This is a genomic window from Solirubrobacter ginsenosidimutans (assembly GCF_027587205.1).
On the sequence record NZ_JAPDOD010000048.1, the window covers coordinates 31,652 to 57,100 of the forward strand.

General features: G+C 71.1%; 28 protein-coding genes. 16 read left to right on the forward strand and 12 right to left on the reverse strand.

The annotated features are described in order from the left end of the window. The 4 genes from OM076_RS34865 to OM076_RS34880 are packed head-to-tail and all read left to right on the forward strand — an operon-like array spanning position 1 to position 5,804. On the forward strand, positions 1 to 1,305 hold the full coding sequence (locus OM076_RS34865; RefSeq protein ID WP_270044785.1) for a M20/M25/M40 family metallo-hydrolase: 1,305 nt from the start codon (positions 1 to 3) through the stop codon (positions 1,303 to 1,305). Continuing rightward, positions 1,305 to 2,096 carry a DUF1385 domain-containing protein gene (locus tag OM076_RS34870; protein ID WP_270044786.1) on the forward strand — a complete coding sequence of 264 codons (792 nt, stop codon included), beginning with the start codon at positions 1,305 to 1,307 and terminating at the stop codon, positions 2,094 to 2,096. The genes OM076_RS34865 and OM076_RS34870 overlap by 1 nt, the downstream gene beginning before the upstream one ends. A gap of 50 nt (positions 2,097 to 2,146) precedes the next feature. After that, positions 2,147 to 3,658: an ATP-dependent metallopeptidase FtsH/Yme1/Tma family protein gene (locus OM076_RS34875; RefSeq protein ID WP_270044787.1), complete on the forward strand. Its 1,512-nt coding sequence runs from the start codon at positions 2,147 to 2,149 to the stop codon at positions 3,656 to 3,658. Positions 3,659 to 3,698: 40 nt separating this feature from the next. Continuing rightward, positions 3,699 to 5,804 carry an EAL domain-containing protein gene (locus OM076_RS34880; RefSeq protein ID WP_270044788.1) on the forward strand — a complete coding sequence of 702 codons (2,106 nt, stop codon included), beginning with the start codon at positions 3,699 to 3,701 and terminating at the stop codon, positions 5,802 to 5,804. A 107-nt stretch (positions 5,805 to 5,911) separates the two neighbouring features. Here OM076_RS34880 and OM076_RS34885 read toward each other — a convergent pair whose 3' ends face one another. Continuing rightward, on the reverse strand, positions 5,912 to 6,751 hold the full coding sequence (locus OM076_RS34885) for a diacylglycerol/lipid kinase family protein (protein ID WP_270044789.1): 840 nt from the start codon (positions 6,749 to 6,751) through the stop codon (positions 5,912 to 5,914). A gap of 25 nt (positions 6,752 to 6,776) precedes the next feature. On the opposite strand from OM076_RS34885, the gene mce reads away from it, so the two are divergent. The 6 genes from mce to OM076_RS34915 are packed head-to-tail and all read left to right on the forward strand — an operon-like array spanning position 6,777 to position 9,779. Then, positions 6,777 to 7,187: a methylmalonyl-CoA epimerase gene (gene mce / locus OM076_RS34890; protein WP_270044790.1), complete on the forward strand. Its 411-nt coding sequence runs from the start codon at positions 6,777 to 6,779 to the stop codon at positions 7,185 to 7,187. A 47-nt stretch (positions 7,188 to 7,234) separates the two neighbouring features. Further along, positions 7,235 to 7,405, forward strand: coding sequence for a hypothetical protein (locus tag OM076_RS34895; RefSeq protein ID WP_270044791.1), 171 nt, complete (start codon positions 7,235 to 7,237; stop codon positions 7,403 to 7,405). Beyond that, on the forward strand, positions 7,374 to 7,907 hold the full coding sequence (locus OM076_RS34900; RefSeq protein ID WP_270044792.1) for a phosphatase PAP2 family protein: 534 nt from the start codon (positions 7,374 to 7,376) through the stop codon (positions 7,905 to 7,907). The genes OM076_RS34895 and OM076_RS34900 overlap by 32 nt, the downstream gene beginning before the upstream one ends. Further along, the gene (ychF, locus tag OM076_RS34905; protein ID WP_270044793.1) at positions 7,907 to 8,989 is read left to right on the forward strand and encodes a redox-regulated ATPase YchF; all 1,083 of its coding nucleotides are present in this window, start codon (positions 7,907 to 7,909) and stop codon (positions 8,987 to 8,989) included. Before OM076_RS34900 ends, ychF begins: the two co-directional genes overlap by 1 nt. After that, positions 8,986 to 9,390, forward strand: coding sequence for a cupin domain-containing protein (locus OM076_RS34910; protein WP_270044794.1), 405 nt, complete (start codon positions 8,986 to 8,988; stop codon positions 9,388 to 9,390). The genes ychF and OM076_RS34910 overlap by 4 nt, the downstream gene beginning before the upstream one ends. Positions 9,391 to 9,422: 32 nt before the next feature. Then, on the forward strand, positions 9,423 to 9,779 hold the full coding sequence (locus tag OM076_RS34915) for a diguanylate cyclase domain-containing protein (protein ID WP_270044795.1): 357 nt from the start codon (positions 9,423 to 9,425) through the stop codon (positions 9,777 to 9,779). Here OM076_RS34915 and OM076_RS34920 read toward each other — a convergent pair. Continuing rightward, positions 9,754 to 10,617 carry a 5'-3' exonuclease gene (locus tag OM076_RS34920; protein WP_270044796.1) on the reverse strand — a complete coding sequence of 288 codons (864 nt, stop codon included), beginning with the start codon at positions 10,615 to 10,617 and terminating at the stop codon, positions 9,754 to 9,756. The two genes, OM076_RS34915 and OM076_RS34920, sit on opposite strands and share 26 nt — an antisense overlap. 23 nt (positions 10,618 to 10,640) lie before the next feature. On the opposite strand from OM076_RS34920, the gene OM076_RS34925 reads away from it, so the two are divergent. Next, positions 10,641 to 11,096, forward strand: a complete 456-nt coding sequence (locus tag OM076_RS34925) for a MaoC family dehydratase (RefSeq protein WP_270044797.1) — start codon at positions 10,641 to 10,643, stop codon at positions 11,094 to 11,096. Here the strand turns inward: OM076_RS34925 and OM076_RS34930 are convergent. Continuing rightward, on the reverse strand, positions 11,093 to 12,481 hold the full coding sequence (locus OM076_RS34930; RefSeq protein WP_270044798.1) for a SpoIID/LytB domain-containing protein: 1,389 nt from the start codon (positions 12,479 to 12,481) through the stop codon (positions 11,093 to 11,095). The genes OM076_RS34925 and OM076_RS34930 overlap by 4 nt on opposite strands. A 66-nt stretch (positions 12,482 to 12,547) precedes the next feature. Here OM076_RS34930 and OM076_RS34935 point away from each other — a divergent pair, with 66 nt between their 5' ends. From OM076_RS34935 to pdxH, 3 genes are read left to right on the forward strand one after another with little or no spacing between them, the layout of a single operon-like run. Next, positions 12,548 to 14,194, forward strand: a complete 1,647-nt coding sequence (locus OM076_RS34935) for an acetolactate synthase large subunit (RefSeq protein WP_270044799.1) — start codon at positions 12,548 to 12,550, stop codon at positions 14,192 to 14,194. Beyond that, complete coding sequence (locus tag OM076_RS34940) at positions 14,191 to 15,654, forward strand: NAD-dependent succinate-semialdehyde dehydrogenase (RefSeq protein WP_270044800.1); 1,464 nt, start codon at positions 14,191 to 14,193, stop codon at positions 15,652 to 15,654. Before OM076_RS34935 ends, OM076_RS34940 begins: the two co-directional genes overlap by 4 nt. Further along, positions 15,651 to 16,223, forward strand: a complete 573-nt coding sequence (gene pdxH / locus OM076_RS34945; RefSeq protein ID WP_270044801.1) for a pyridoxamine 5'-phosphate oxidase — start codon at positions 15,651 to 15,653, stop codon at positions 16,221 to 16,223. Before OM076_RS34940 ends, pdxH begins: the two co-directional genes overlap by 4 nt. A gap of 77 nt (positions 16,224 to 16,300) precedes the next feature. On the opposite strand, the gene mmuM is transcribed toward pdxH, so the two are convergent. From mmuM to OM076_RS34965, 4 genes are all read right to left on the reverse strand, one after another. Next, entirely contained in the window at positions 16,301 to 17,071 is a 771-nt protein-coding gene (mmuM, locus tag OM076_RS34950) for a homocysteine S-methyltransferase (RefSeq protein ID WP_270044802.1), read from the reverse strand. Next, a complete protein-coding gene (locus OM076_RS46490; RefSeq protein ID WP_270044803.1) occupies positions 17,046 to 17,936 on the reverse strand; it encodes a DMT family transporter in 891 nt (296 codons plus the stop codon). Before OM076_RS46490 ends, mmuM begins: the two co-directional genes overlap by 26 nt. A 64-nt stretch (positions 17,937 to 18,000) precedes the next feature. Next, on the reverse strand, positions 18,001 to 18,780 hold the full coding sequence (locus OM076_RS34960; protein ID WP_270044804.1) for a GNAT family N-acetyltransferase: 780 nt from the start codon (positions 18,778 to 18,780) through the stop codon (positions 18,001 to 18,003). A 48-nt stretch (positions 18,781 to 18,828) separates the two neighbouring features. Further along, positions 18,829 to 20,169 (reverse strand): class II fumarate hydratase, encoded by a 1,341-nt coding sequence (locus tag OM076_RS34965; RefSeq protein WP_270044805.1) that lies wholly within the window; start codon positions 20,167 to 20,169, stop codon positions 18,829 to 18,831. A gap of 106 nt (positions 20,170 to 20,275) precedes the next feature. Between OM076_RS34965 and OM076_RS34970 the strand changes: the two genes are divergently transcribed. Together OM076_RS34970 and OM076_RS34975 are read left to right on the forward strand one after the other, a co-directional pair. Further along, a complete protein-coding gene (locus tag OM076_RS34970; protein WP_505017726.1) occupies positions 20,276 to 20,503 on the forward strand; it encodes an NfeD C-terminal domain-containing protein in 228 nt (75 codons plus the stop codon). Between the two features lie 2 nt (positions 20,504 to 20,505). Continuing rightward, positions 20,506 to 21,915 (forward strand): SPFH domain-containing protein, encoded by a 1,410-nt coding sequence (locus OM076_RS34975; protein WP_270044807.1) that lies wholly within the window; start codon positions 20,506 to 20,508, stop codon positions 21,913 to 21,915. On the opposite strand, the gene OM076_RS34980 is transcribed toward OM076_RS34975, so the two are convergent. The 5 genes from OM076_RS34980 to OM076_RS35000 form a co-directional block, all read right to left on the reverse strand. Continuing rightward, positions 21,912 to 22,547: an anti-sigma factor domain-containing protein gene (locus OM076_RS34980; RefSeq protein WP_270044808.1), complete on the reverse strand. Its 636-nt coding sequence runs from the start codon at positions 22,545 to 22,547 to the stop codon at positions 21,912 to 21,914. The genes OM076_RS34975 and OM076_RS34980 overlap by 4 nt on opposite strands. After that, positions 22,540 to 23,097: a sigma-70 family RNA polymerase sigma factor gene (locus tag OM076_RS34985; protein ID WP_270044809.1), complete on the reverse strand. Its 558-nt coding sequence runs from the start codon at positions 23,095 to 23,097 to the stop codon at positions 22,540 to 22,542. The genes OM076_RS34980 and OM076_RS34985 overlap by 8 nt, the downstream gene beginning before the upstream one ends. A gap of 86 nt (positions 23,098 to 23,183) precedes the next feature. After that, positions 23,184 to 24,014, reverse strand: a complete 831-nt coding sequence (locus tag OM076_RS34990) for a DUF4394 domain-containing protein (protein WP_270044810.1) — start codon at positions 24,012 to 24,014, stop codon at positions 23,184 to 23,186. A 95-nt stretch (positions 24,015 to 24,109) separates the two neighbouring features. After that, positions 24,110 to 24,568: a winged helix-turn-helix transcriptional regulator gene (locus OM076_RS34995; RefSeq protein WP_270044811.1), complete on the reverse strand. Its 459-nt coding sequence runs from the start codon at positions 24,566 to 24,568 to the stop codon at positions 24,110 to 24,112. 24 nt (positions 24,569 to 24,592) lie between these two features. Continuing rightward, on the reverse strand, positions 24,593 to 25,432 hold the full coding sequence (locus OM076_RS35000; RefSeq protein ID WP_270044812.1) for an alpha/beta fold hydrolase: 840 nt from the start codon (positions 25,430 to 25,432) through the stop codon (positions 24,593 to 24,595). Positions 25,433 to 25,449 lie beyond the last annotated feature (17 nt).

The following is a 25,449-nucleotide window of genomic DNA, read 5'->3' on the forward strand; positions in this document are numbered from 1 at the left end:
ATGGGGCTCGCCGAAGATCTGCAGGACGAGACCGCCGAGGTCCTGGCGAAGCTGATCCGCTTCAAGACCGTCAACCCGCCGGGCAACGAGCGGGAATGCCTTGAGTGGCTCGCGGGCTATCTCACGGACGCCGGGCTGGAGTGCGAGCTCGACGGCGCCGAGCCCGAGCGACCCAACCTCGTCGCCAAATACGAGGGGGGCGAAGACGGCCCGGTCCTGGGCTACCTCTCCCATGTGGACACGGTGCTGGCCGACAGCGAGGACTGGACCGAGGACCCGTGGGGCGGCGAGGTGCGCGACGGCTTCCTCTACGGCCGCGGCACGATCGACATGAAGAACCAGACCGCCGCCGAGGCCGTCGCGGCCGCCCATCTCGCCCGCTCGGGCGCGCGCTTCAAGGGCACGCTGAAGGTGATCGCGGTCTCCGACGAGGAGACCGGCGGGGAACTGGGCGCCAAGTGGATCACCGAGCAGCGGCCGGACCTCTCGCGAGTGGACTTCCTGCTCAACGAGGGCGCGGGCGCGGTCATGCCCTACGGCGACCGCCGCCTGTATGGCGTCTGCGTGGCCGAGAAGGGAACCTTCCGCTTCAACGTCGACACCACCGGCACCGCCGCCCACGCGTCCGTGCCCGGCCTGGCCGAGAACGCGCTGCTCAAGCTCGCGCCGGTGATCACGCGGCTCGGCTCCAACCGTCCCCGCTACGACCTGATGGAGGCGACGAGCGCGCTCGTCGCCGCGCTCGGGGAGGACCCGGAGCACCCGAAGGCGGCGCTCGAGCGGATCGCCGCGGTGGAGCCGCGGCTGGCTCCGCTGCTCGACGCCGCCATGCGCGTCACGTTCGCGCCGACGATCGTCTCGGCGGGCTCGAAGATCAACGTGATCCCGGCCCGCGCGCAGGTGCGCGTCGACTGCCGCGTCCCGCCCGGGATGGGCACCGACGTGGCGCTCAAGCGCGCGCGGGAGGTCCTGCAGGACGACAGCCTCCCGGTCACGTTCACCGAAGAGGTGACCGGCAACCGCTCGCCGGTCGAGTCGCGGCTGATGGACGCGATCGGCGGCTGGCTCTCCGAGAACGATCCCGGCGCCGAGGCGGTGCCCACGGTCCTGCCCGCGTTCACCGACTGCCGCTGGTTCCGGGTGGCGTTCCCGGACTGCGTCGCCTACGGCTTCTTCCCCCAGCGCCACCAGACGGTGTACGAGACCTGGCCGCTGATGCACGCCAAGGACGAGCGCATCGACATCCGCGACCTCGGCTTCGCCGCCGCGTTCTTTCACGACCTGCCCGGGAGGCTATTGACCTGATGCCCGTTCCCAAGGACAAGCTGCGCCTCGGCGGGATGGCCCTGCGCAACGGCCTGCTGGTGCACGGCCCGACCCACTGGGCGGCCGCCGTTCGCACCAAGGCGGGTGACGTGAAGGTCGCGTCCGGCGCCAAGCCGCGGGTGCGCTTCGCCGACGACGTGCCCGGCGTGCGCGGCCTCGTCCGCCTCGGCGAGGCATTCGCGGTCATCCCGCTGGTCAAGAAGGGCCTGCCCGAAGCGAAGATGGCGTTCGAGCAGCCGAGCGTGCTCGGCGTCGCCGCGGGCGCGTCGATCGCCGGCACGCTGCTGCGGCGTCGCGCGCCCGGTGTTTCCGGTGAGCTGGCGTCGTCGCTGATCGCCCTCACCCCGGCGCTGTTTGCCCTGCGCGGCGGGGAGCTGGCCGCCTACCACGGCGTCGAGCACAAGGCGATCGCCGCCTACGAGGCCGACGACGAGGACGCGCGGGACGCGCTCAAGGAGCACGAGCGCTGCGGCTCGCACCTGATGGCGCCGATGCTGGTCGCGAACCTGGCGGGCACCCTGCTGCTCAAGCGCGCGGCGGCCCGTCCCAACGCAGTGACGGGCGGAGCGGTCGCGCTGGCCTCCACCGCCGCGGCCGTCGAGGTGTTCGCGTGGACCGAGCGCCATGCCGACTCCCCGGTCACGAAGGCGCTCAAGAAGCCGGGCTACGAGCTGCAGCGCCTGATCGGCACCCGCGAGCCCGACGAGCGCCAATTGGAAGTGGGCCGCGCGGCTCTGGCCGAAATACTGAGGGTGGAGGACTCGAACTAGGGTCCAGACCCCCTAGCCAAACCCGGACGCGCGGCGATACTTGGTCCCACATGAGCCTGTGGGACCAAACCAAGGACTTCATCCAGACATGGGGTCCGTCGATCTTCATGACCCTGATCGTCTTCTTCCTCTGGCGGATGATCCGGATGATGCCGAGCACCAAGCCGCAGGAGATCAAGCCGGACTCCAGCGTCTCGATCAAGTGGGACGACGTCGCGGGTGCTGACGAGGCGAAGGCGGAGCTGCAGGAGGTCGTCGACTTCCTGCGCGACCCGAAGCGCTTCAAGGCGCTCGGGGCCAAGGTTCCCAAGGGGATCATCCTGCACGGTCCTCCCGGCACGGGCAAGACGCTGCTGGCCAAGGCCGTCGCGAACGAGTCCGGCGCGCAGTTCTTCGCCCAGTCGGCGTCGAGCTTCGTCGAGATGTACTCCGGCCTTGGTGCCAAGCGCATCCGCCGGCTGTTCCGCGAGGCGCGCAAGCACTCGCCGGCGATCGTCTTCATCGACGAGATCGACGCCGTCGGCGCCGTCCGCGGCTCGGACAACAACTCCGAGCGCGAACAGACGCTCAACCAGCTGCTCGTCGAGATGGACGGCTTCGCCGGCAGCAACGAGCTGGTCGTGATCGCGGCGTCCAACCTGCTCGAGAAGCTCGACCCGGCGTTGATGCGGCCCGGTCGCCTGGACCGCCAGATCCTCGTCGGCGCGCCCGACGTCAACGGCCGCGAGGCGATCCTGAAGGTCCACACGCGCAACAAGCCGGTCGCCGACGTCGACCTCGCGACGATCGCGCGCCACACGGCGGGCCTGACCGGCGCCGACCTGGCGAACATCGCCAACGAAGCGGCGATCTCCGCCGCCCGCGGGCACCGGAGCACGCTCAACCAGGAGGACTTCAACAGCTCGCTCGAGCGGGTCGTGGCCGGCATGCAGTCCCGCCGGCGGCTGACCGAGCACGAGCGCCGCGTGATCGCCTTCCACGAGTCGGGCCACACGCTCTGCTCAGAGCTTCTGCCGGGCGTCGACCGCACCCACAAGGTCTCGATCGTCCCCCGCGGCACGGCGCTCGGCTACATGCTCCACTTCCCGGAAGAGGACCGCTACCTCAAGACGCGGACCGAGCTGCTGGACCAGATGACGGTCCTGCTGGGCGGCCGCGCGGCCGAGCAGCTCGTCTTCGGCGCGGTCACCACCGGCGCGTCGGACGACCTCAAGCAGGTCGCGCAGATCTCCCGCGCGATGATCCACGAGTGGGCGATGGGCACCTCGGTCGCGGCGCTGCAGCTCGCCGCCGAGGGCGGCGCGGTCTCCGATCGCACGCGCGAGCTGCGCGACGCCGAGCAGCAGCACCTCGCCGACGAGGCGATGCGCCGCGCGGTCAAATTGCTGACATCGCATCGCGCGCACCTCAACGAGCTCGCGAATGCCCTGCTGCGCCAAGAAGTCCTGGAACGCGACGACATTGAGCGCATCATGGCCGACGTCGAGACGCCCCGGCGGGTCGCAAACGGCCACCTGTGGGTGGCTGCCGCCGAGGCAACAGATGTCCAACAGACCTCCTGAGCGGTACAGATGATGCGTTTGCGGCCGATCTCCCGAAAGGATGGGCGCCGCAGACGACTTCAGGGTGTTGCTCGAGCCCGGCGCGATCCGCGCCGTGTTCCAGCCGATCGTCCGGCTCTCTGACCTCGGGACGATCGGGTACGAGGGCCTGGCGCGCTTTCCCACGCCGCCGGGCCTGGTCGCGCTTCCGCCGGATGTGACGCTCGCCGCCGCGGCCCGCGCCGGCCTGCGCGACGACCTCGAGGTCGCGTGCTGGCGGGCGATCGCCGCCGCCGGCGTCCCGCCCCACGGGCGGCTGCTGTGGGTGAACCTCTCGCCCGAGGCGCTCGGCCATCCCGGGCTGCTCGAGCTGGCGGGCAAGCTGCCGTCGCGGCTCGTGATCGAGCTGACCGAGCAGGACACCGTCTTGAATCACGCGCTGCTGCGCGAGCGGCTGCGGCCGTGGATCGCCCGCGGCGCGCTGGTCGCGGTCGACGACGCGGGCGCGGGCTTCACGTCCTTGGAGTACGTCGCCGACATCCGGCCGGACTTCCTCAAGCTCTCCCGCGGGATGGTCGCGGGCGTCGACCTGGACTCCACCCGCGAGGCCGTGCTGCGGGCGACCGCCGCCTTCGCCCGCGAGGTGGGCGCGCGCGTGGTCGCCGAGGGCGTCGAGCGCGTCGAAGAGCTCGAGGCGCTGCGGGCGATGGAGATCGACTACGGCCAGGGCTGGCTCTTCGGCCGCCCGGGCGAGGCGTGGCCGCTGGAGGCGACGGCTTGTGAGTCCGAGCCCGCGCGTCGCGTGGCGGTCTCGGGCCGGCTCGAGCGCGACCTCGACAAGGCCTGCACGGCACGCGACGCCAGTGAAGCGATCGTCGACCATCTGGCCCGCCGCGGCCTGCTGCCCGCGGTCTACCTCGCGCAGGAGGGCCGGCTGCGCTGCCGCGCCGTGCGCGGCTATTGGCAGGTCTTCGACGGGCTCGCGCCGAGCACGGGCATCGTCGGGCGGGTCTTCCGCACCGGGCACGCCGCGATCGTTCACGACGTGGGCGACGCGCCGGACTACCTGCCCGCCGTCCCGGGCGTGCGCGCCGAGGTCTGCTTCCCGCTGGTCGTCGCCGGACACGTCATCGGGGTACTGAACGCCGAGTCGGTGACGGCGATCGACGCGACCGCCGTGGCCGAGATCGAGCGCTGCGCTGCACTCTTGTCGGCGCGGGTGGAGGAGGTCGGCGCGGTCGGCGCGTCCTCGCCCGCCCAGCGCTTGGCGCGGACCGCGGTGCGGCTGGCCTCCACCGAGGACCCCGAAGGCGTCGTCCGCGAGGCCCTGTCGGCCGCGCTTGAGCTCTCGGGCTTCGAGTCGGGCGTGGTCGCCCTGGCCGACGGCCACGGCGCGCTCTACCCGCATCTCGCCGAGGGTCCCTTCGGCGTGGCGTTCTCGCAACTGGCCTCGGAGGAGCTCGCGTCGATCGCGTCGTGGGTGGACGAGGGCACGTCGTCCTACACCGTGGGTGACAGCGCCGGCCGCGGGTTCGTCGGCCACGAGGTCCTGCGCCGCGCGGGCGTCGGGTCGCTGATCGTGCTCCCGCTGAGTGCCGCGGGCGAGCGGCTCGGCCTGATCGTCGTCGCCGACCGCGGCAACCGCCGCCCGGTCAACGAGGACGTCGAACTGCTCGAGTTGCTGGCGCTCCAGGCCGCGAGCGGCCTTCGCATGGCGTCGATGATCTCCCAGCTGCGCGAGCGGGTCTCGCGCGACCCACTGACGGGTTTGCATGCGGCCCTGCCGCCGCTCCCGGACCGCTCGGGTGTGGTGCTGGTCGACGTGGACCGCCTGGGGGACATCAACGACGCCGGCGGCCAGGCGGCGGGGGACGACGTCTTGCGCGCCACCGCGGGCCTGCTGCGCGAGTTGATGCCGCCGGGGTCGCAGGCCTTCCGGGTCGGGCCGGATGAGTTCGTCGTGACGTTTGACCCCGCCCGGACGTCGGCCGCGGAGCACATCGGGTGGGAACTGCGCGCCCAGGCGCCCTTGCGGATCGGGCGGACGGTCTCCGTGGGTGTGGCGGTGGGTGTCGCGGGTGAGGCGGGTGAGTCCGTGGTGTCTCGGGCGGGTGAGGCTTTGGAGGGCGTCAAGCGGGCCGGCGCGGACGGCGTCGGGATCGCGTAGCCCGCCGCAGCCGCGGTCTTGCCGCCGCGCGCGGGGTCACGCGCCGCGAGCGTCGACTTTCTCGCGCTGTACGCCAGAAACTCGACGGTCGTCGTGCGTGCGAGCGGCTACGCGCCACTTCCGGGCACGACGAGCGCGAACGCGGCCGGACTGGCGGACACACGGTCCAGGCCGCCATCGACGAACTCGCCGTCCACGTTGAGCTCGGTGCCGGACGGCAGCGCCACGCGCACCTCTCGCCCCGCGAAGTGCGGCACTGCCCGCTGCCGCTCAATGGTCTGCGTCCGCAACCCCCACGCCCGCCGGACCAACGCCACGCGCGACCCCGCCGGCACGACCACGACGTCCACCTGACCGTCGGTCGCATCCGCCGCGCCGATCCCCGACCCGCCGCCGAACGCTCCACTCGACGCCACGATCACCTGCCAGGCGCGGCCGGAGAACACCATCAACTCATCCACGCGAACGGTGACGTCCAACGGGCGCCCGCTCAGCGCGGCACGCGAGGCACCGATCCCATAGGCCAGCGGTCCGAAGCGCGACTTCAGCGGCGCGGCTCTCCGCGCGGCGACCGACGACAAACCAGCGCTGGCGACGTTCACGAACGGTCGCCCCGTGCTCAAGCGCGCCAGCTCCAGCGAGCGCAACGTCTCACCCGACGCGGCCAAAGCCACAGCTTCCCGCGGATCGAGCGGGATGCCGTGCGCACGCGCGAAGTCGTTCGCCGTCCCGCCCGGGATCACCGCCAAAGGCACGCCCAGGGACGACGCGCGCTCCGCGACCGGCGCGATCGTTCCGTCTCCGCCGCAGACCGCGATGCGATCGACGGAGGCGATCCGGTCCAGCTCGCCCAGCCCGAAGATCTCCGCACCGCCGAGCATCGAGGCGAGCCATGCCGGGTCCAGTCCACGCCCGGACCGGCGGTTCGCCACTAACGCAACTCTCACGTACCTCGAAGATACACTCGCAGCCGTGTTCGGCCGCATCGACCACATCGGGCTCGCCGTCGCTGACCTGGAGTCGGCGATCGAGCTCCACACGCGCACCTATGGCATGCCGCTCGTGCACCGCGAGACGATCGCGGAGCAGGGGGTCGAGGCCGTGCTGCTCGACGTCGGCGAGAGCCATGTCGAGTTGCTCAGGCCTCTGAGCGAGGACTCGCCCGTCGGGCGTTTCCTGGCGAAGAAGGGGCCGGGGCTGCATCACGTCGCCTATCAGGTGGACGACGTGGAGGCCGCGCTCGGCGCGGCGCGCGAGGCGGGGATGCGGCTGATCGACGAGACGCCGCGCACCGGCATCCGGGGGACGCAGGTCGCGTTCCTGCATCCCGCCACGGCCGGCGGCGTCCTGACCGAGCTCGTCCAGCCCGTGGAGGCACATTGAGTCCCAACGCCGTACGTCGCACCGCCGTCGGGTTCCATGGCGGCCAAGTGCTCTCACTACGCCTGTCCGAGGCGGCGCTCAGCAACCTGAGCGACACGCTCAAGGAAGGCAAGGAGCGCTGGGTGGAGGTCGAGTCCTCCGACGGCGCGGTCCTCGTCGATGTGGGCCAAGTCGTGTACCTGCGCGTTGAATCAGACGACCAGCGAATCGGCTTCTAAACCCGCCTGGCGGGTTCAGTTCAACGCCGTCGACCTTGCGCTCTACCGGCGGGTGCGGCTGCTCGCGCACTCGCCGGACACCGTCACCTGGGTGCGCCGGTACTCGCATCTCGGCGAGCACGGGGCGATCTGGCTGGCGACCGGCGCGACGGCTGCTTTAGTTGACCGGCGGCGCCGCGGTCGCTGGCTGCGGGCCACCGCGTCCATCGGGGCGGCCTACGCAACGTCTACGTCGATCAAGCTCGCCGTCGGCCGCAAGCGCCCGGCGGTGGAGGACCTCCCGCACCTGATGGCCACACCCACCGGACTCTCCTTCCCGTCGAGCCACACGACCTCGTCGTTCGCCGCCGCGCGCGCGTTCGGGGCGCTGATCCCGGGCGCGCCGCTGCAGCTCGCGGCCGCGGCCATGGGCCTCAGCCGGCTCTATCTCGGCGTGCACTATCCGTCCGACGTCGCGGCCGGCGCCGCGCTCGGCATCGCGATCGGGAGCCTGGGCCGATGATGAAGGTCGGCCTGGTCGGCATGCCCAACGCGGGCAAGTCGAGCCTCTTCAACGCGCTCTCCCAGGCGGGCGCCGAAGCGGCGAACTACCCCTTCACCACGATCGAGCCCAACGTCGCCGTCGTCCCGGTCAAGGACGAGCGGATGGAGCAGGTCGCGGCCACCGTGAAGGCCTCGAACATCGTCTGGGACACGATCGAGTTCCACGACATCGCCGGCCTCGTCGCCGGCGCGTCGAAGGGCGAGGGCCTGGGCAACAAGTTCCTGGCCAACATCCGCGAGTGCGACGCGCTCCTGCACGTCGTGCGCACGCACACCGACGACAACGTCATCCATCCGGAGGGTTCGGTCGACCCGGCGCGCGACATCGCGACGATCGAGACCGAGCTGCTGCTCGCCGATCTCGACACCGCCGAGCGCCGCCACAGCAAGGTCATCCGCGACGCCCGCTCCGGCGACCGCGCGGCCGTGGCCGAGGAGGTCTGGCTGCGCCAGATCATCGAGGCGCTGCAGTCCGGCAAGCCCGCGCGCAGCGTCCCGGTCCCGCAGGACGCCCCCGACGCCCTGCGCAACCTGAGTCCGCTGACCGGCAAGCCGGTGCTGTTCGTCGCCAACGTCGACGAGGGCGAAGACGCGGTGCCGAGCGTCGTCGCCGACCACGCGGCTGCCACCGGCGCGGGTGCGGTGGCCGTCTCCTCCCGCGTCGAGGCGGACCTCTCCGACCTCGGCGACGACGAAGAGGCGGCGATGATGCGGGAAGAGCTCGGCATCGGCGAGTCCGGCCTGCACCGCGTGGTCGACGGCGCCTTCGGCCTGCTGAAGCTGATCGCGTTCTTCACCGCCGGCGAGGACAAGCCCGCCCAGACGTGGCACCTGCGCCAGGGCCTCACCGCCTGGCACGCGGCTGGGCAGATCCACTCCGACATCCAGAAGGGCTTCGTCCGCGCCGAGGTCATCGGCTGGGACGCGCTGGTCGACGCCGGCGGCTATGCCGGCGCGCGCGAAAAGGGCACACTTCGCCTGGAAGGCCGCGACTACCTGATGGCCGACGGCGACGTGATCACGATCAAGCACACGGGATGAGCGAATACAGCGTCATGCGCGGCGCCGAGGCGCCCGACTACACAGGTGACAATCCGGGCGCCTTCCTTGGCTACGCCCGCCCGATGGGTTCCACGCAGCTCGGCTTCAACATCCGGGTGCTCGAGCCGGGGATGGCCAACACTCCGCCCGGGGGCGACCCCACCTGGGGTCACAGCCACACGACCGTCGAGGAGATCTACCTCGTGCTCGAGGGCGAGATCACGATCAAGCTCGGCGACGACGTGATCACCCTCGGTCCGCGTGACGCGGTCTTCATCGAGCCCTCGACGCCGCGGGCGACCCGCAACGACGGCGATGTGACGGCCGTCTTCGCGATGGTCTCGGCCAAGATGGCCGACCCAATGGCGGAAACCAACGCGCATGAGAACTTTTGGCTATAGCCACGCCTGCCGGGCGTAGGTAGTGTCGGGCCGTGCGACGGCCCTTCGTCCTGCCGGGCCCTGATGTGGGTCGGCTGCTGCTCGACCGCCTGGTCGCGGAAGGCGTGCGCTACGGCCGTGACTTCGCGCTGGTCCGGATCGTCGTCCCGCTCGGCACCGCCGAGAGCGTCGCACCGGTGCTCGCCGGCATCCTGCGCGACGCCGACGTGGTGGTGCGCTGGGAGGCGGACGAGCTCCTCGCCCTGCTGCCCGCCACCGATCGGGCGGGCGCGGATCGCGCGGCGCAGCGGATCCACGAGGCGACGGACATGCCGATCTCCGTCGGTGCCGCCCACTGGGTGGGCGACACCACCTACGACCTGCTCACCCGGGCTGAGCCGCGTCGCTGAGGCGCTTGGCGAGCCGCCCCATCCCGATCTCCTCGGCCGCCTTGGCGCCGCCCGCGTAGTCGGTCGGCGCGTCGGCCGGGCGGTCGAGCGCCACCATCCGCAGCGTCGCGATGTCCTTGAAGGTCCGCAGCTGCTCGGCCTGCTCGATCAGCGCCTTGCGCACCGAGGGCGTTTCCCGGATCGCGCCGAGGATCACGTGGTCGAGGTCGCCCTTGCGGCGCAGCAGGTCCGCCGCCGTCTTGGCGCCGATCCCCTTGGCGCCCGGCAGGCCGTCGCTCGGGTCTCCGCGCAGCGCGATGAAGTCCGGCACCTGCGCGGGGTCGATCCCGTAGATCTCGCGCACCTGGTCGGGCCCGACCTCGTCCGGGCCCTGCTGGCGGGCCTTCTGCAGCAGGATCGTGACCGAGTCGTTGGCGCACTGGAACATGTCGCGATCCGCGGTGAGGATCAGCGTCTCGCCGCCCGATTCCGTCTCCAATGCCGCGAAGGAGCCCATCAGGTCGTCGGCCTCCAGCGACTCGTGGCCGAGCACCGTCCACCCGAGCGCGCTGTACAGCGCGCCCGCGCGCTCCCACTGCCACGCCAGGTCATCCGGCATCTCCGGGCGGGCGGCGTGGTAGTCGGGGTAGGCGTCGGTGCGGTAGGTCGCGGACTCCTGGCCGAAGCACATGACCACCGCGCGCGGGGCGTACTTCTCGATGCACCACAACGTCATGTTCACGGAGCCGACGAGGGCGTTGACCGGCCGGCCTTCGGCGCCCTTGATCGAATCAGGGAGCGCGAAGAAGCCGCGGTAGAGCAGTCCGGGGGTGTCGCACAAGAGAAGCGGAGCGGGCACGGCCCGAAGTATGGTGCCCCGCTATGCGGACGATCACCGGACTCGAAGAGCTCAAGGCCGCCGAGGGCGAGACGCTCGGCACCTCCGACTGGCACGAGGTCACGCAGAAGGACGTGAACACGTTCGCCGACGTGACCGGGGACCACCAGTGGATCCACGTCGACGTCGAGCGCGCCAAGCAGACGCCGTTCAAGGGCACGATCGCCCACGGCTACCTGACGCTGAGCCTCGGCCCGTACCTCAACAACCAGGTCTTCAAGCTCGAGGGCTTCACCTTCGCCCTCAACTACGGCCTCAACAAGGTTCGCTTCCCGGCGCCGGTGCCGATCCCGTCCAAGGTCCGCGTCGCCCCGAAGGTCAAGGAAGTGACGGACATCCAGGGCGGCGCCCAGGTGGTCTTCGAAGTGACCTTCGAGCGCGAGGGCGAGACGAAGCCGGTCTGCGTCGCCGAGACCGTCGTCCGGGTGTTCGCAGGTTAGAGCGTGATCGACGGGCCGGCGGCGTCGCCGAAGACGACGCGGTAGGTACCGGGTTCAGTCGCCGTGTAGCGGTAGGCGCCGTGGCGGAGCTTGACGGCGGCGACGTCGGTCCAGCGCCCGTCGACGCGCTGCTGCACGAGGCCGCGCGACCCACCGCCGACGACGGTGCCTCGCAGCACGCCGGCCGCCGCGGGCCACTGGAAGGCGAACGAGCGCGGCGGGATCGTCGCCCCGCCCGAGCCGTCGGTACTCGGCGCGCCGTCATCGGGCGCCTTCTCGGCGCTGATCGCCGTGAAGTACGCCCACGTGTCGAACAGGCCGAACTTCGTGCGCAGCGTCGCGCCGTCGGTCGGCGTGGTGCCCTTCGAGCCGACGACCTCGGCGGTCATGATCCGCGGCGACGCGCCGCGCTTGGTCACACGGATGCCCTTGAACGTGCCCTGCACGAGACGGCCGAGCTTGCGCGCCGCCTGGCGCATCGTCAGCTTCGTCGTCCAGCGGTGGCGTGGCGAGACGCCGTCGTACTCGTCGTCGACGGACTTCAGCCAGGGCTTGGGCTCGTTGCCGAGGGTCGTGTTCTCGACGTCCTCGGTCTTGCCGCCGGAGGTCGAGAAGAAGTAGGTGACGACCGGTTGGCCGTTGTAGGTCACGATCTGGCCGCGGGTCGCCGCGACGGCCGCGTTGGTCGCGGCGGTCTCGATCCCGACGCCCTTGTAGACCTGCGAGCGGGTGTCGGCGTAGTGGTCGAAGTCGGCGCTCTTGGCGGTCGTGATCGCGTAGGTGCGGGCGGCGATCGCCTGCGCCTTCAGCGCCTCCGCCGGCCACGAGGCGGGCGATTCGGCCGGGACGACGCCCTGCAGGTAGTCGTCCAGGCCCACCGAGTTGATGACCGAGAGCCCCTTCAGGACCGTGGGCGCGAACTCGAGCACGCCGCGGTAGCTGCCGACGCCGCTGAGCGCGATCACATCGCCGCCCACCTGCAGCGGCGCCGTGAACGTCGCGAGCCGCTTGCCGTTCGCGCTGAGGTCGACCTGGGTCAGCCCGCGCCGCTTGACGGTATAGGTCTGCGTCGGATCGAGCTTGCGCGAGCCCGCCTGCTTGGCGCCCGAGATCCGCAGCGACGTGCTGTCGGCGACCAGCTGGATGCGGACCTTGCGGTTCGGGTCGGTCGTCCCGAGCGCGGTGCCCGAGTAGTAGTGGGCGAGGATCTGCGCGGCGTTCGATCCGTGCTCGGCGTAGCCCATCGCGCCGTACTGGCTCATCCCGACGCCATGGCCGAAGCCGGCGCCACGGATCGTGAACGTCGTCTTGGGTTTGGCGAGCGCGGCAGGCGCGGTAAGCGCAAGGAACAGCGCGGCCGCGATGAGAGACAGAGTGCGAGTCATAGGATCAGCGGCACGGCGTGGCATCTAAGTTAGCCGGACACACCTGCTGTGGAGGAGTTGCGGACATTGAGTTCTCGCAAGGCGTCTGACCTGTTCGTGGAGTGCCTCGAGGTCGAGGGCGTCAAGTACGTGTTCGGCATCCCGGGCGAAGAGACCCTTGACCTGAATGAGTCCCTGCAGGATTCGTCGATCGATTTCATTCCCGTGCGCCACGAGCAGGGCGGCGCCTACATGGCCGACATGTACGGGCGCCTCACCGGTCGCGCGGGGGTCTGCCTCGGCACGCTGGGGCCGGGCGCGACGAACCTGATCACCGCCGTCGCCGACGCGTTCCTGGACCGCTCGCCGCTCGTCGCCCTGACTGGGCAGGCGGATCTGCAGCGGATGCACAAGGAGTCGCACCAGTACATCGACGTCGTCTCGATGTTCAAGCCGGTGACGAAGTGGAACACGCGCCTGAACGCCGCGGGCGTGATCCCGGAGGTCGTCCGCAAGGCGTTCAAGGTGGCCCAGGAGCCCAAACCCGGCCCGACCCACATCGAGCTGCCCGAGGACGTCATGGGCGACCAGATCGACGCCGAGCCGCTCCCCGCGGGCGCCGGGCGCCGGCGGCTGGAGCCCAGCGCGGCCGACCTGCTGGGCGCCGCGGAGCTGATCGGCAATGCGATCTACCCGATCATCCTGGCCGGCAACGGCGTCTCGCGAGCGGGTGCGGCGCCGGCGCTGCGCGAGCTGGTGCGGGCGACCGGGATCGGCGTGGCCGAGACGTTCATGGGCAAGGGCGCGCTCGATTTCGAGGACCCGCACGCGCTCGGCACCGTCGGCCTGCAGTCACGCGACTACGCGCTGGCGGGGTTCGAGGACGCCGACGTCGTCATCACCATCGGCTACGACCTCGTCGAGCACGCGCCGTCGAACTGGAACCCGAAGCGCGACAAGAAGATCATCTGCATCGACAGCGTCCCGAGCGAGGTCGACGCGAACTTCGTCACCGAGATCGACCTCGTCGGCGACCTCTACCACATCCTCAGCCGGCTGGCCGAGGAGCTGCGGCACTCGCCCCGCACGGTCGTCCGCTCGCGGCTGGACGACATCGTGCTCGGCCGCTTCGAGGCCGCCAAGGACGACGACGCGTTCCCGATGCAGCCGCCGCGGGCGCTGTGGGAGATCCGCCAGGCGCTCGGGCGCCACGACATGCTGATCTCCGACGTCGGGCTGCACAAGCTGTGGATCGCGCGGATGTTCCCCGCCCACGAGCCGAACACGGTCCTGATCGCCAACGGCCTGGCGGGGATGGGGATCGCGCTGCCGACGGCGATCGCGGCCAAGCTCGTCCATCCCGGCCGGCGCGTGGTGACCGTCAACGGCGACGGCGGCTTCCTCATGAACGTCCAAGAGCTCGAGACGGCGGTCCGGCTCAAGACGCCGATCGTCAACGTCATCTGGGAGAACTCCCAATTCGGCTCGATCGTTTGGAAGCAGGACAAGAAGTTCGGCCGCCATTTCGGGACAGACTTCACCAACCCAGATTTCGTCAAGCTCGCAGACGCCTTCGGCATGCCGGCCTGGCGCTGTGATTCCGTGGAGGACTTCGGTTCACGCCTGCGGCACGCACTGTCGCTCGAGCTCCCCAGCCTGATCGTGGTCCCCATCGACTATTCACTTGACGTGTCCATCTCGGAGGAGCTCGGAACGGAGACGGTGGCGGCATGAGCGCAACCCAGGAACGGACCGCGGTCGACGCGGTACCGACGCAGCTGTTCATCGGTGGCGAGTGGATCGACGCTTCTGGCGGTGCGACGCTTGACGTCGAGGACCCGTCGACCGGCGAGGTCATCGCCTCCGTCGCCGACGCGACCCCGGATGACGCGAAGGCCGCGCTGGACGCCGCGTGCGCGGTCCAGGAGACGTGGGCGACCCACGCGCCGCGCGAGCGGGGCGAGATCCTGCGCCGCGCGTACGAGTCGATGGTCGCGCGGGCGGACGAGCTCGCGCTCGTGATGACGCTGGAGATGGGCAAGCCGCTGGCCGAGTCCAAGGCCGAGGTCACCTACGCCGCGGAGTTCCTGCGCTGGTTCTCCGAGGAGGCGGTCCGCATCGAGGGGCGCTTCGGGACCGCGCCCAACGGCGTCGGGCGGCTGATCACGATGAAGCAGCCCGTCGGCCCGTGTTACGCGATCACGCCGTGGAACTTCCCGGCGGCGATGGGCACGCGCAAGATCGGCCCCGCGATCGCCGCGGGGTGCACGATGATCATCAAGCCCGCGCAGCAGACGCCGTTGAGCATGCTCGCGCTGGTAAAGATCTTCGAGGAGGCGGGGCTGCCGGCGGGCGTGTTGAACGTGTTGACCGCGTCGTCCTCGGCGGAGGTCTCGGCGCCGATCATCGGCGACCCGCGCCTGCGCAAGCTGACCTTCACGGGCTCGACCGCGGTCGGCATCAAGCTCGTCGAGCAGTCGGCTCCCGGGCTGCTGCGGACCTCGATGGAGCTCGGCGGCAACGCGCCGTTCCTCGTCTTCGCCGACGCGGACGTCGACGCCGCCGTCGAGGGCGCGGTCATCGCCAAGATGCGCAACATCGGCGAGGCCTGCACAGCCGCGAACCGCTTCCACGTGGCTTCGTCGATCGCCGACGAGTTCGCGGAGAAGCTGGCCCGCAAGCTGGGCGAGATGAAGGTCGGCCGCGGCGTCGAGGACGACGTCAAGGTCGGGCCGCTGATCGACGCCACGCAGCGGGGGAAGGTCGCCGAGCTGGTCGACGACGCCAAGGACAAGGGCGCCTCGGTGCTGGTCGGCGGGTCCGAGCGCGAGGGCGCGGGCTACTTCTTCGACCCGACGGTGCTCGCCGGCGTCTCCCCGGACGCCCGGCTGCTGAAGGAGGAGATCTTCGGCCCCGTCGCGCCCGTCATCGGCTTCGACGACGAGGAAGCCGCGATCGCCGCCGCCAACGACACCGAGTACGGCCTCGTCGCCTACCTGTACACGAACGACATCAAGCGGGCGTTCCGCGTCAGCGAGAAGCTCCAGACGGGCATGATCGGGCTCAACCAGGGGCTCGTCTCCAACGCCGCGGCGCCGTTCGGCGGCGTCAAGGCCTCCGGCTTCGGCCGCGAGGGCGGGCGTGAGGGGATCGACGAGTACCTGGAGATCAAGTACATCGCGATGGCGATGTGAGCGAGCCGCTCGAGCAGTTCCGGCAGTGGTACGAAGGCGCGGTGGCCGCGGGCGTGGTCGAGCCCGAGGCCATGGCGCTCGCGACCGCCGACGCCGGCGGCATGCCGTCCGTGCGCTTCGTGCTGCTCAAGGGCATCGATGCCCGGGGCGTCGAGTTCTTCACGAACTACGAGTCGCGCAAGGGCCGCGAGCTGATCGCGAACCCGCGCGCGGCCCTGGCGGTGCTGTGGAAGCCGCTGCACCGCCAAGTGCGGCTCGAGGGCGCGGTCGAGGTGCTGTCGCCGGAGGAGTCCGACGCCTACTTCGTGACCCGTTCGCGCGGGTCGCAGCTGGGCGCGTGGGCGTCGGCGCAGTCCGAGGTCATCCCGGACCGGGAGTGGCTCGAGGCGCGGTTGGCCGAGGTCGACGCGCAGTATCCGGATTCGGTGCCGCGCCCGCCGCACTGGGGCGGCTTCCGGCTCTTGCCCGCGGTGATCGAGTTCTGGGAAGGCCGCGCGAACCGGCTCCACGACCGCGAGGCCTTCAGGCGGGTCGAGGGCGAGTGGGTCGCGTCGCGCCTGTCCCCGTGAGTGGCGCGTAGCCGCTCACCGGCGGCGGCGACCGTCGAGTTTCTCGCGTAGAGCTCGAGAAAGTCGACGCTCGCCGGCTATGACGTCAGCGCGGCCGGGCCGACACCGCAGCACCCACCGACGATCGCGGCGTTGCCGCTCCACGAGGATGCGCCGCCCCTCCACGTCTTCGTCGAGGCGTCGTAGACCCGGCCCGCGTTCGGGTAGGCGACGAGCGGCAGGTCGGTCACCGACCGGATGCGGGCGAGGAGCTCGTCGACGTGCTCCGGTGCGGTGCAATTCACGCCGACCGCGGCGACCTGCCGTGCGAGGACGGCCTGAACCGCCTCCTCGATCGGTTCGCCGTGGCCCGTTCGCTCGCCGTCGGAACAGGTGAACGTCACCCAGCAGTCGATGTCCTCGAGCAGCGAGACGATCGCCGCCGCCTCGTCCGCGCGTGGCTGCGTCTCGATCGCCAGGAAGTCCGGCTCGCCTTCCAACAGCAGGGCCAAGCGGCGCTCGTGCCACCCCGCCGGTACCTCGTAGTCGCCGGTGTACTCCTGCCCACCCGCCAGCGACGCGCCGTACGGCGCCACCGAGCCGGCCACCAGCACGCCCGCCCGCCGCGCCACCCGCACGCTCTCCGCGAGCAACTCATCCGGCGCCTGGTAGCTGGCGCTGATCACGATCTCGGCTCCCGCCGCGACGAACGCGCGGTGCGCGGCCAGCACCAGCGACGGCTCGTCGCGCAGGATCCGCGCCGTCCACAGCGGGTCGTCGAGGTCCGCTCCCAGCTCCTCGAGGGCGGTCGAGAGGCCGCCGTCGAGCTGGACCCGGCGGCCCTCAGCCAGCAGTTGCCGCAGGTGCACGGCGCTTCTTGACGGCGACGGAGAGCACGCCCGCCAGGATGAAGGTCACGCCCAGCAACTGCAACGCGGACGGCTCCTGGCCGAGGAGGATCGCGCCGAGGCCGACCGAGGCGATCGGCTGGATCGTGAGGATGATCGACATCAGCGCCGCGGGCAGGCGCGGCAGCGAGAACGTGATCAGCAGCCAGCCGACCACCTGTGACGTCAGCGCCAGCGTGATCAGCCAGCCCGCGCTCGGCCACGCGGGGGCGAGATCGTCGGCGCCGATCGCCAGGCCGAACGCGAGGCACACGACCGCGGCGACGAAGGACATCTCGAACAGCGCGCCCGCCGGGCGCCGCAGGTCCATCGACCCCTGACGCTGCACGAGCAGGTAGGCCGCGTACGCGAGGCCGGTGGCGATCCCCAGCAGCGCGCCGCGGGCAGGGTTCGCCCCGTAGGCGCCGTGCTCCAGCGCCCCGGACACGAGCAGCACGCCGCCGCAGACCGGCGGCAGGGCGATCAGGATGCTGCGCGGGATCGCCTCGCCCAGCACCGCCAGCGCCAGGAACGGCACGACGACGACCTGCAGGTTCCCCAACACGGTCGCCAGGCCGGCGCCGACGTCGCGGATCGCGTAGTGCCAGACCATGATGTCGACCGCGAAGAGCACGCCCGCGGCCGCCGCGAGCCAGCGCTCGCGCGCCGAACGCGGCCCGTGGCGGCGGTGCTCGCCCCACGCGAGCGCGCCCAGAATGGGCAGCGCGTAGGCACAGCGCCAGAAGGCGGCCGTCGCGGGGGTGACGTCGGCGAGGTCGACGAGGATCGCCGAGAACGCGATGACGAGCGCGCCCAGCACCCCGGCGAAGACGGCCCGGTCGCTCACGCCGGCCGCCCCCGGCCGCTCGAGACCCGCGCGCGGGGCCGCGGCCGCGTATCAGCGGGCGCGCTCACCCGACGATGCAGGCCGTGCCGACCCGGCGGAAGCCGAGGCGGGCGTAGACGCGGGCGATGTCGTCGCTCCCCGCGGAGATGAAGACGGTCTCGACGCCGCGCGCCAGGGCGTCCTCGACCAGCGCGCCGGTCACGGCGCCCCCCAGGCCTTGGCGCCGCACGGCGGGCAGCGTGGCGACGCCGACGATCTCGCTTACGCCGTCGACGGGCTGGTGCGCGCCGGCCGCGACGGGCCCGTACTCGCTCTCGGCGACGACCGTCACGGTCAGGCCGCGCCGCATGCGCTCGCGCAGGAAGGCCGAGTCGGCGTCGTCGATCGCCGCGTCGCGTTCACGCACGCCCTCCGGGCCGGGGGCCGTCCCGGGGGCGCCGAAGCCGACCGCCTGCACCGCCGAGGCCGCAGCGAGCGCGGGATCGTCGGCGTCGAGCACGCGCAGCGTCATCCCGGACGGCGGCTCGGGCGCCCGCCAGGCAGACCGGTCGAGGACCAGCAGCGGCGCCTCGAGCACCTCGAGCCCGGCCGCGCGAACCGCGTCCAGCAGCGTCGGGGTCGTCTCATGCACCCACTCGATGTTCTCGGGCTGGCCGAGCTCGCGCTTGCGCGCCGTCGCGGCCTCGACGTCGGCGATCGTGAACGCGTGCTCGAGGCCCAGCCGCGGCCGCGCGTAGTACGACCACGAGCCCGTCCCCACGAACACGGAGAACGGGCCGACCTGCTCAACGCGGGCTGCCGAGCGCGGCGCCGCGTCGTAATACCGTTCCAGCTCAGGTAGCAACTCGCTGCCACACATCCGGAATGCCCGGACCGCTAGGCCGGTCCTTCGTCATCCGCCGGCCGGGCTCGCACTCGACCCCGCGGCGATCTTGCGCAGGTCCAGCGCCTTGTCCAGCGTCTCCTCGTCGACGCCGTGCTTGCGGGCGACCTCGCGCAGGGTCCCGCCCGAGGACGAGGCCTCCTTGACGATCTCGGCGGCCTTGTCGTAGCCGATGTACGGGTTCAGCGCGGTGGCGACGGCCAGCGTGCCCTCGGCCGAGGCCTCCAGGCCGGGCAGGTTCGGCTCGATCCCGTCCACGCACTTCTCGGCGAACAGCCGCGACGCGTTCGCGAGCAGGCTGATCGACTGCAGCAGGTTGCGGGCGATCAGCGGGATGCGCACGTTGAGCTCGAACTGGCCCTGGAGGCCGCCGATCGTGATCGCCGTGTCGTTGCCGATCACCTGCGCACCCACCTGGAGCACGACCTCCGGGAGCACCGGGTTGACCTTGCCGGGCATGATCGACGAGCCCTTCTGCAGCTCGGGCAGGTAGATCTCGCCGATCCCGACGCGCGGGCCGGAGCCCATCAGCGCGAGATCGCCGGCGATCTTGATCAGCGAGACGGCGACGACCTTCAGGGCCCCGCTCAACTCCACGAGCGCGTCGCGGTTGCCCTGCGCCTCGAACGGGTCCTCCGGCGCCGAGATCGTGAGGCCGGTGTCGGCGCTCATGCGCTCGCGCACCTTCGCGGCGAAGTCGCGGTGCGTGTTCAGGCCGGTGCCCGTGGCGGTGCCGCCGAGCGGGATCTGGGCGACCTGCGGCAGCGCGTTCTCGATCCGGCGCTGACCGAGGCGGATCTGCGCGGCGTAGCCGGCGAACTCCTGGCCGAGCGTCACCGGCACCGCGTCCATCAGGTGGGTGCGGCCGGACTTGACGAGGTCCTTGAAGGCCTCGGCCTTGGCGGCGAAGGAGGCCTCGAGCTGCGCCAGCGCCGGGAGCAGCACATTGGTCGCCTCGTCGAGCGCCGCCAGGTGCACCGCGGACGGGAAGACGTCATTCGACGACTGCCCCATGTTCACGTGGTCGTTCGGGTGGGCACCCGACAGCGTGGCGATGACCTCGTTGGAGTTCATGTTCGACGACGTGCCAGAACCGGTCTGGAAGACGTCGATGGGGAACTGCGCGTCGTGCTTGCCCGCGGCGATCTCGTCGCCCGCGGCCGCGATCTTCTCCGCCAGGTCGGCATCGAGCAGCCCGAGCTCCGCGTTCACGCGCGCGGCGGTGCCCTTGATGCGGCCGAGCCAGCGGACGACCGGCAGCGGCACGCGTTCTCCTGAAACAGGGAAGTTCGCGACTGCCTTGGTGGTCTCGCCGCCCCACAGTTCCTGCGCAGATTCCTGGACGCTCATGCGCTCCTCCGTGTCATCGGTTCGCTCGGCGCCTAACGCTAGCGCTCAGCGTGCAACGGAAACTTTGGCCAAGAGCGTGAGGCATCTCGGTACGTTTGCGAAACGAATGTCCAATAGCGAATCGCCAGTCGGCAGCCACGGTCGGGTCACCTCCACGGGAGGAATGGGTCCGGACCGCACGGGCGAGGTCATGGTCGCGATCCGTGGAGGCGTCGAGGCGTTCCTCGCCCGCGACGTCGACGGCGGGACGATCGAGCCGTACACCCCGATCGTCGTCATCGACTACCAACCGCCTCGGTTCGTGCTCGTCACCCCTCTCACGCAGGAGTCGTAGAAGTGAACTCCACGCTGATCGTGGTCATCGTCGCGGTGATCCTCATCCCACTCGTCTTGGCGATCCTGTTCAAGGTCCTGTGGAAGGTGCCGGCCGCCGACGAGGCACTGATCGTCACCGGCTTCGGGGTCAAGGGTGCAGCCGTGGCCGACCGGACGTTCAAGATCGTCACGGGTGGAGGCGCGTTCGTCGTGCCCGTCATGCAGAAGGCGCAGTACCTCGGGATGTCGGCCGACAAGGCGCTGCTGGAGGTTGAAGGCGTCGACTCCCAGAAGATCCCCGTGGGGGTACGCGGCGTGGCGATCTTCAAGGTCGGCGACGACGAACGCTCGATCACGAACGCCGCCACGCGCTTCCTCGAAGCCCAGCAGGGGCAGATGCACGACCTCGTCCGCGAGGTCTTCCACGGCCATCTGCGCTCGATCATCGGCGGGCTCTCGGTCGAGGACCTGATCGCCAACCGCAACGAGCTCGCGCAGGCCACCCGCGACGCGAGCGCGGACGAGATGCAGAAGCTCGGCCTGATCATCGACTCGCTGCAGATCCAGGAGATCATCGATCCGACCGGCTACATCCGCGCCCTGGGTGAGCCGCGGGCGGCCGAGGTCAAGATGCGCGCGCGGATCGCCGCCGCGGCCTCCGATCGCGAGGCGACCGAACGCGAGCAGGAGGCGGAGGCGCTGAAGGCCGCCGCACGCCGCGACTCGGAGATCAAGCGCGCCGCCTACCAGGCGGAGATCGACAAGCAGGCGGCCATGTCCGCGCAGGCCGGGCCGCTGGCCGACGCCGAGGCGCGCAAGCAGGTCGTCGTCCAAGAGACCGCGGTCGCCGAGCTGGAGGCCGAGCGCGAGGAGAAGCGCCTCGACACCGCCGTCCGCAAGCCCGCCGACGCCGCGGCCTACGAGAAGCAGGTCCAGGCCGAGGCCGAGCGCGTCGCCCGCATCTCGATCGCCGAAGCGCAGGCCCGTGAGGTCGAGCTCGCCGCGGCGGCCAAGGCCAAGCAGATCGAGCAGATCGGCGCCTCAGAAGCGCGGATCACGAGCCAGCGCGGCATCGCCGAAGCCGAGGCGACGAAGGCCAAGGGTGAGGCCGAGGGCGCGTCGATCCGGGCCAAGGGCCTGGCCGAGGCCGATTCGATCGCCAAGCGCGCCGAGGCGCTCGAGAAGGAAGCCGACGCGGTCATCGGCCAGCAGATCGCCGAGCAGCTCCCGGAGATCGTGCGCGCCGCCGCGGAGTCCTTCAAGTACGTCGACAACCTCACGGTGCTCAACGGCGCCCAGGGGATCTCGGAGATCATCGCGCAGGTCATCGGGCAGGCCGGCCCGGCGCTCGAGATGGCCCAGGCCGCGCTCGCGCGCACCTCCAAGGCCGCCTCCAACGGGTCCGAGCCCGACAAGAAGCCGGAGGCCTAACGGAGGACTTCGGGGCCGATCCGGCGCGGGTTGCCGTCGCTGGGCTGCAGCGTGACCACCAGGCGTGGGTAGCGCTTCGGATCAGCAGCGGCCAGCAGGCGCACGCTGCCGCGGCCGTGCTCGTCGGGATGGAAGGTTCCTGCCGAGACCCGGTGCGGCCGGCGGGACGTGTCGTCAGGGGCGACGAACCAGAGCTCGTAGAGCCCGTTCGGGCGCGGGTCGCGCAGCCGCCGGATGTCGAGCTCGACCTCGCGCCCGACAGGCGTCACCCGCACGGCCGCGGTGACGTCGACGCGCTCCCCCGTCGTGCTGTGCAGCGCGAGGCGCTCCGGCGTGGCTCCGCCGCCCGTGAGCAGCAGCACCGCGGCGGCGACCGCGGCGGCGGCGGGCGCGGCCACCCACGCGAGGCGAGGCAGGCGCCGCGCGCGCTTGGCGGGCAGCGCGCGCTGCTCCAAACCGGCGGGAACGTCGAACGGCGCCGCCGCGTGCTGGAGCGCGAGATGCGTCCCGCGCAGCTCGTCGGCGTCGCGCCGGCAGGTCTCGCAGGTCGCCAGGTGTGCCTCCAACGCGCGCGTCTCGACAGGGTCGAGCTGTCCCAGCGCCCACTCGACGAGATCGGGATGCTCAGTCATCGAATCCGCGTTCCCGCAGCGCGGCACGCAGAGCTCGCAGCGCGTAGAACGCGCGCGTCTTGACGGTGCCGAGCGGCACGTCGAGCTTGCAGGCGATCGCGCCCAGTTTCAGATCCTCGTCATAGATCAGCTCCAGCACCTCACGATGGGCTGGAGACAGGGACATCATCGCGTCACGGACCGTGACGGCGAGCAGTACCTCGTCGGCGCGTGCGTCGAACGCCGCGCCATCCTCGACCTCCGGCGCGAATGCGCGGGAGGAGGGACGCCGGCGGAGGTCGATCGCGACTCTCCGCGCGATCGTGAACAGCAGGGCCCGGACCGTGCCGCGGGTGGGGTCGAACCGGCGAGCTCCCTGCCACAGACGCATGAAGGACTCTTGGACGAGCTCCTCGGCGAGACCACGGTCGCCGAGCAGCCGCAGCCCGAACCCGTACACGCGTCTCTCATACCGCCGGTAGAGGGTGCGCATCGCCGCGTCGTCGCGGCGGACGAGCAGGTCGGCTTCCTCTTCGTCGAGGGTGGAGATCTGGTCCAGCGTCTGCAGCACTGCGAGTTCGTGCGCATGACGGGTGTTGAGCGGATCAACCGCGCGAGCGGGCCGCCGCGTAGGCGACCCGCTCGGGGAGCGCGCGGTCAGTCCTGCCAGGCCGCCAGCCCGGTCACGACGAGCCGCTGCCCGCCGCCGATGCGGCCGGACAGGCGGCTGCGGCCCGTGGCGGGATCGACGGTGTAGAGGCTCGACCCGCGAGTGGAGCGCGTGGCGAGGTAGCCGACGTTGTTGGCGCCCGCGATGTCGAATCCCGACTGGTCGGAGACGTCGAAGCCGAGGCGCTTGGGCATCGTCAGCGTCCCGTTGTTCGGCGGGTTCTGGACCGAGATCGTGTCGCTCGCGGAGTCGATCACGTACAGCGTCGTCGCCGCGGGCCTGACCGCGCTGAAGGTCGAGTTCGTGTAGCCGGCGTCGACGACGCGCGGCATCCCGGGGTTCAACGCGAGGTCGCTGCTCAGCAGCGTCCCCTCGTCGACGTTAAGACGCAGGTTCTGCGCGGCGTCGGAGACGACGCGGAGCTTGTCGACGGTCGGGTTGAAGTCGACGCCGAAGAACGCGCCGGTGAGGCCCGCCGTGAACGCGGGCCCTTCGGCGACGGCGATGCCCGTACGCGGGTTCACCCGATAGACGACCGAGTCGGTGCCGACGCCGTAGAGGTCACCGGTCGCGGGCCGGAAGTCGATCCCGGCGAGCGTCACGCCCGCGGGCAGTCCGGTGATCGCGCGAACGTCGCGAAGGCGCTCGGGCTGGGCGGCGTTGAAGCGGATCAGCGTGTTCTGATCCGTGGTGGCGAACAGGACGCGCGAGGTCTGCGCGTCGTCGAAGCGCGGACCGTGGCTCGCCGAAGCGGTCCCGGCGAGGGCGAGGGTGGACATGACAGCGAGCGCCGCGACGCGGCGGAGGGGACGGCTCACGATGGAGACCTCCGGTGAGTAGGGGAGCGGGTACGCCCCAGTTCGGAGTGGTCCTCATGAAAGGTTCATCGCCGGCGAGCGCCGGCGCGCCGGGCTCAGGCCGTGGCGACGTCGGAGTCGGCTCGCTCCGGCGTGACCTCGTGCGGGTCCAGCTCCTCGCGGCAGTGCGAGCAGACCAGCAGCGGCTCCGCGGCGTGGCCGCACGGGTTGTGGCGCAGCACCACGGGCGGGCCCAGCTCACCCGAGAGGTGGCGGTCACCCCAGCGCATCAGCGTGACGATCGCCGGATAGAGATCCTTGCCGGCCTCACTCAACCGGTACTCGTAGCGCTCGGGCTCGGCCTGGTAGAGGACGCGGACGAGGATGCCCGCGCCGACCAGGGTCTGCAGGCGGGTGGAGAGGATGTTGCGCGCGATCCCGAGGTTGCGCTGGATATCGGAGAACCGGCGTACGCCGTAGAACGACTCGCGCAGGATCAGGAACGTCCAGCGCTCGCCGAGGATCTCCATCGCACGCCCGATCGAGCACGTCATGGGACGGTCCAGCTCGTACATCTCTTCTAAACGATAACGATCCCCTCACCCACAAAAGGCAAGAATTTCGCGTGCCAGACCCACCGGATCGTCGTAGGCGACCAGGAAGCCCGTTCGCTTGAGCACGCGCAGCTGCGCATCGGGCAGGAGGTCGAGCGCTTCCTCGGCGATCGTGAGCGGGTGGAAGGCGTCCTCGTCCGCCCACAGCAGCAGCACCGGGAACGTGAACCCCGGGTAGGCGTCGATCAGGTCCTTCTGGGCGCCCCGCGGCCAGCGTCGCGCGGCCTTGGCCCACGAGCGGACGCGGTTGCCGTTGCCGCCCAGATCCATCAGCGCGTGGCGCATCACGTCGCGCGCCCCGGGGGAACCCGTGACGGTCAGCTTGTCGCCCCGGCTGGGTCGCAGGACGAGCGTGGCCGAGCGGGCGATCACGCGGTCCACCCCGGGCACGACCGCCGCACGGACCACGACGCGCCCTGCCCGTTCGAGGCCGCAGCGCTTGGGCTTGGTGTGCATCGGGTTGGGGAGCAGGACGAGCTTGGCGGGCTGGATGGCGTGGCTCGCCGTCGCCATCAGCGCCAACTGCGCGCCGAGTCCGTGACCCCCGATCAGCGGCCGCGGGCCGCACGTGTCCTGCAGGAACGCGGCGAGCACCTCGGTCAGCCAGTCGGGTGAGTACGCGTGCGTCGGCCGGTCCTCCGAGGCACCGTGCAGGGGGAGGTCGGGGAGCACGACGCGGTAGCGATGCGCGAGCTCGTCGACGACCGGCTCCCACTCGCGATGGGTCAGGCCGGTCGAGTGCAGCAGTGCGAGTGGCGGTCCGGTCCCCGCCTCGCGATACGCGATCCTCGCTCCGTCGGGGTGGTGGTACAGCCGAAGCTTCACTGCGACGCGCAGCTTTC

Excerpts from the sequence above, each read along its gene's own strand:
- OM076_RS34865 (WP_270044785.1), top strand. The coding sequence starts at position 1 with ATGGGGCTCGCCGAAGATCTGCAGGACGAGACCGCCGAGGTCCTGGCG.
- OM076_RS34870 (WP_270044786.1), top strand. The coding sequence starts at position 1,305 with ATGCCCGTTCCCAAGGACAAGCTGCGCCTCGGCGGGATGGCCCTGCGC.
- OM076_RS34875 (WP_270044787.1), top strand. The coding sequence starts at position 2,147 with ATGAGCCTGTGGGACCAAACCAAGGACTTCATCCAGACATGGGGTCCG.
- OM076_RS34880 (WP_270044788.1), top strand. The coding sequence starts at position 3,699 with ATGGGCGCCGCAGACGACTTCAGGGTGTTGCTCGAGCCCGGCGCGATC.
- ychF (WP_270044793.1), top strand. The coding sequence starts at position 7,907 with ATGAAGGTCGGCCTGGTCGGCATGCCCAACGCGGGCAAGTCGAGCCTC.
- OM076_RS34910 (WP_270044794.1), top strand. The coding sequence starts at position 8,986 with ATGAGCGAATACAGCGTCATGCGCGGCGCCGAGGCGCCCGACTACACA.
- OM076_RS34925 (WP_270044797.1), top strand. The coding sequence starts at position 10,641 with ATGCGGACGATCACCGGACTCGAAGAGCTCAAGGCCGCCGAGGGCGAG.
- OM076_RS34930 (WP_270044798.1), bottom strand. The coding sequence starts at position 12,481 with ATGACTCGCACTCTGTCTCTCATCGCGGCCGCGCTGTTCCTTGCGCTT.
- OM076_RS34940 (WP_270044800.1), top strand. The coding sequence starts at position 14,191 with ATGAGCGCAACCCAGGAACGGACCGCGGTCGACGCGGTACCGACGCAG.
- OM076_RS34965 (WP_270044805.1), bottom strand. The coding sequence starts at position 20,169 with ATGAGCGTCCAGGAATCTGCGCAGGAACTGTGGGGCGGCGAGACCACC.
- OM076_RS34970 (WP_505017726.1), top strand. The coding sequence starts at position 20,276 with ATGTCCAATAGCGAATCGCCAGTCGGCAGCCACGGTCGGGTCACCTCC.
- OM076_RS34980 (WP_270044808.1), bottom strand. The coding sequence starts at position 22,547 with ATGACTGAGCATCCCGATCTCGTCGAGTGGGCGCTGGGACAGCTCGAC.
- OM076_RS34995 (WP_270044811.1), bottom strand. The coding sequence starts at position 24,568 with ATGTACGAGCTGGACCGTCCCATGACGTGCTCGATCGGGCGTGCGATG.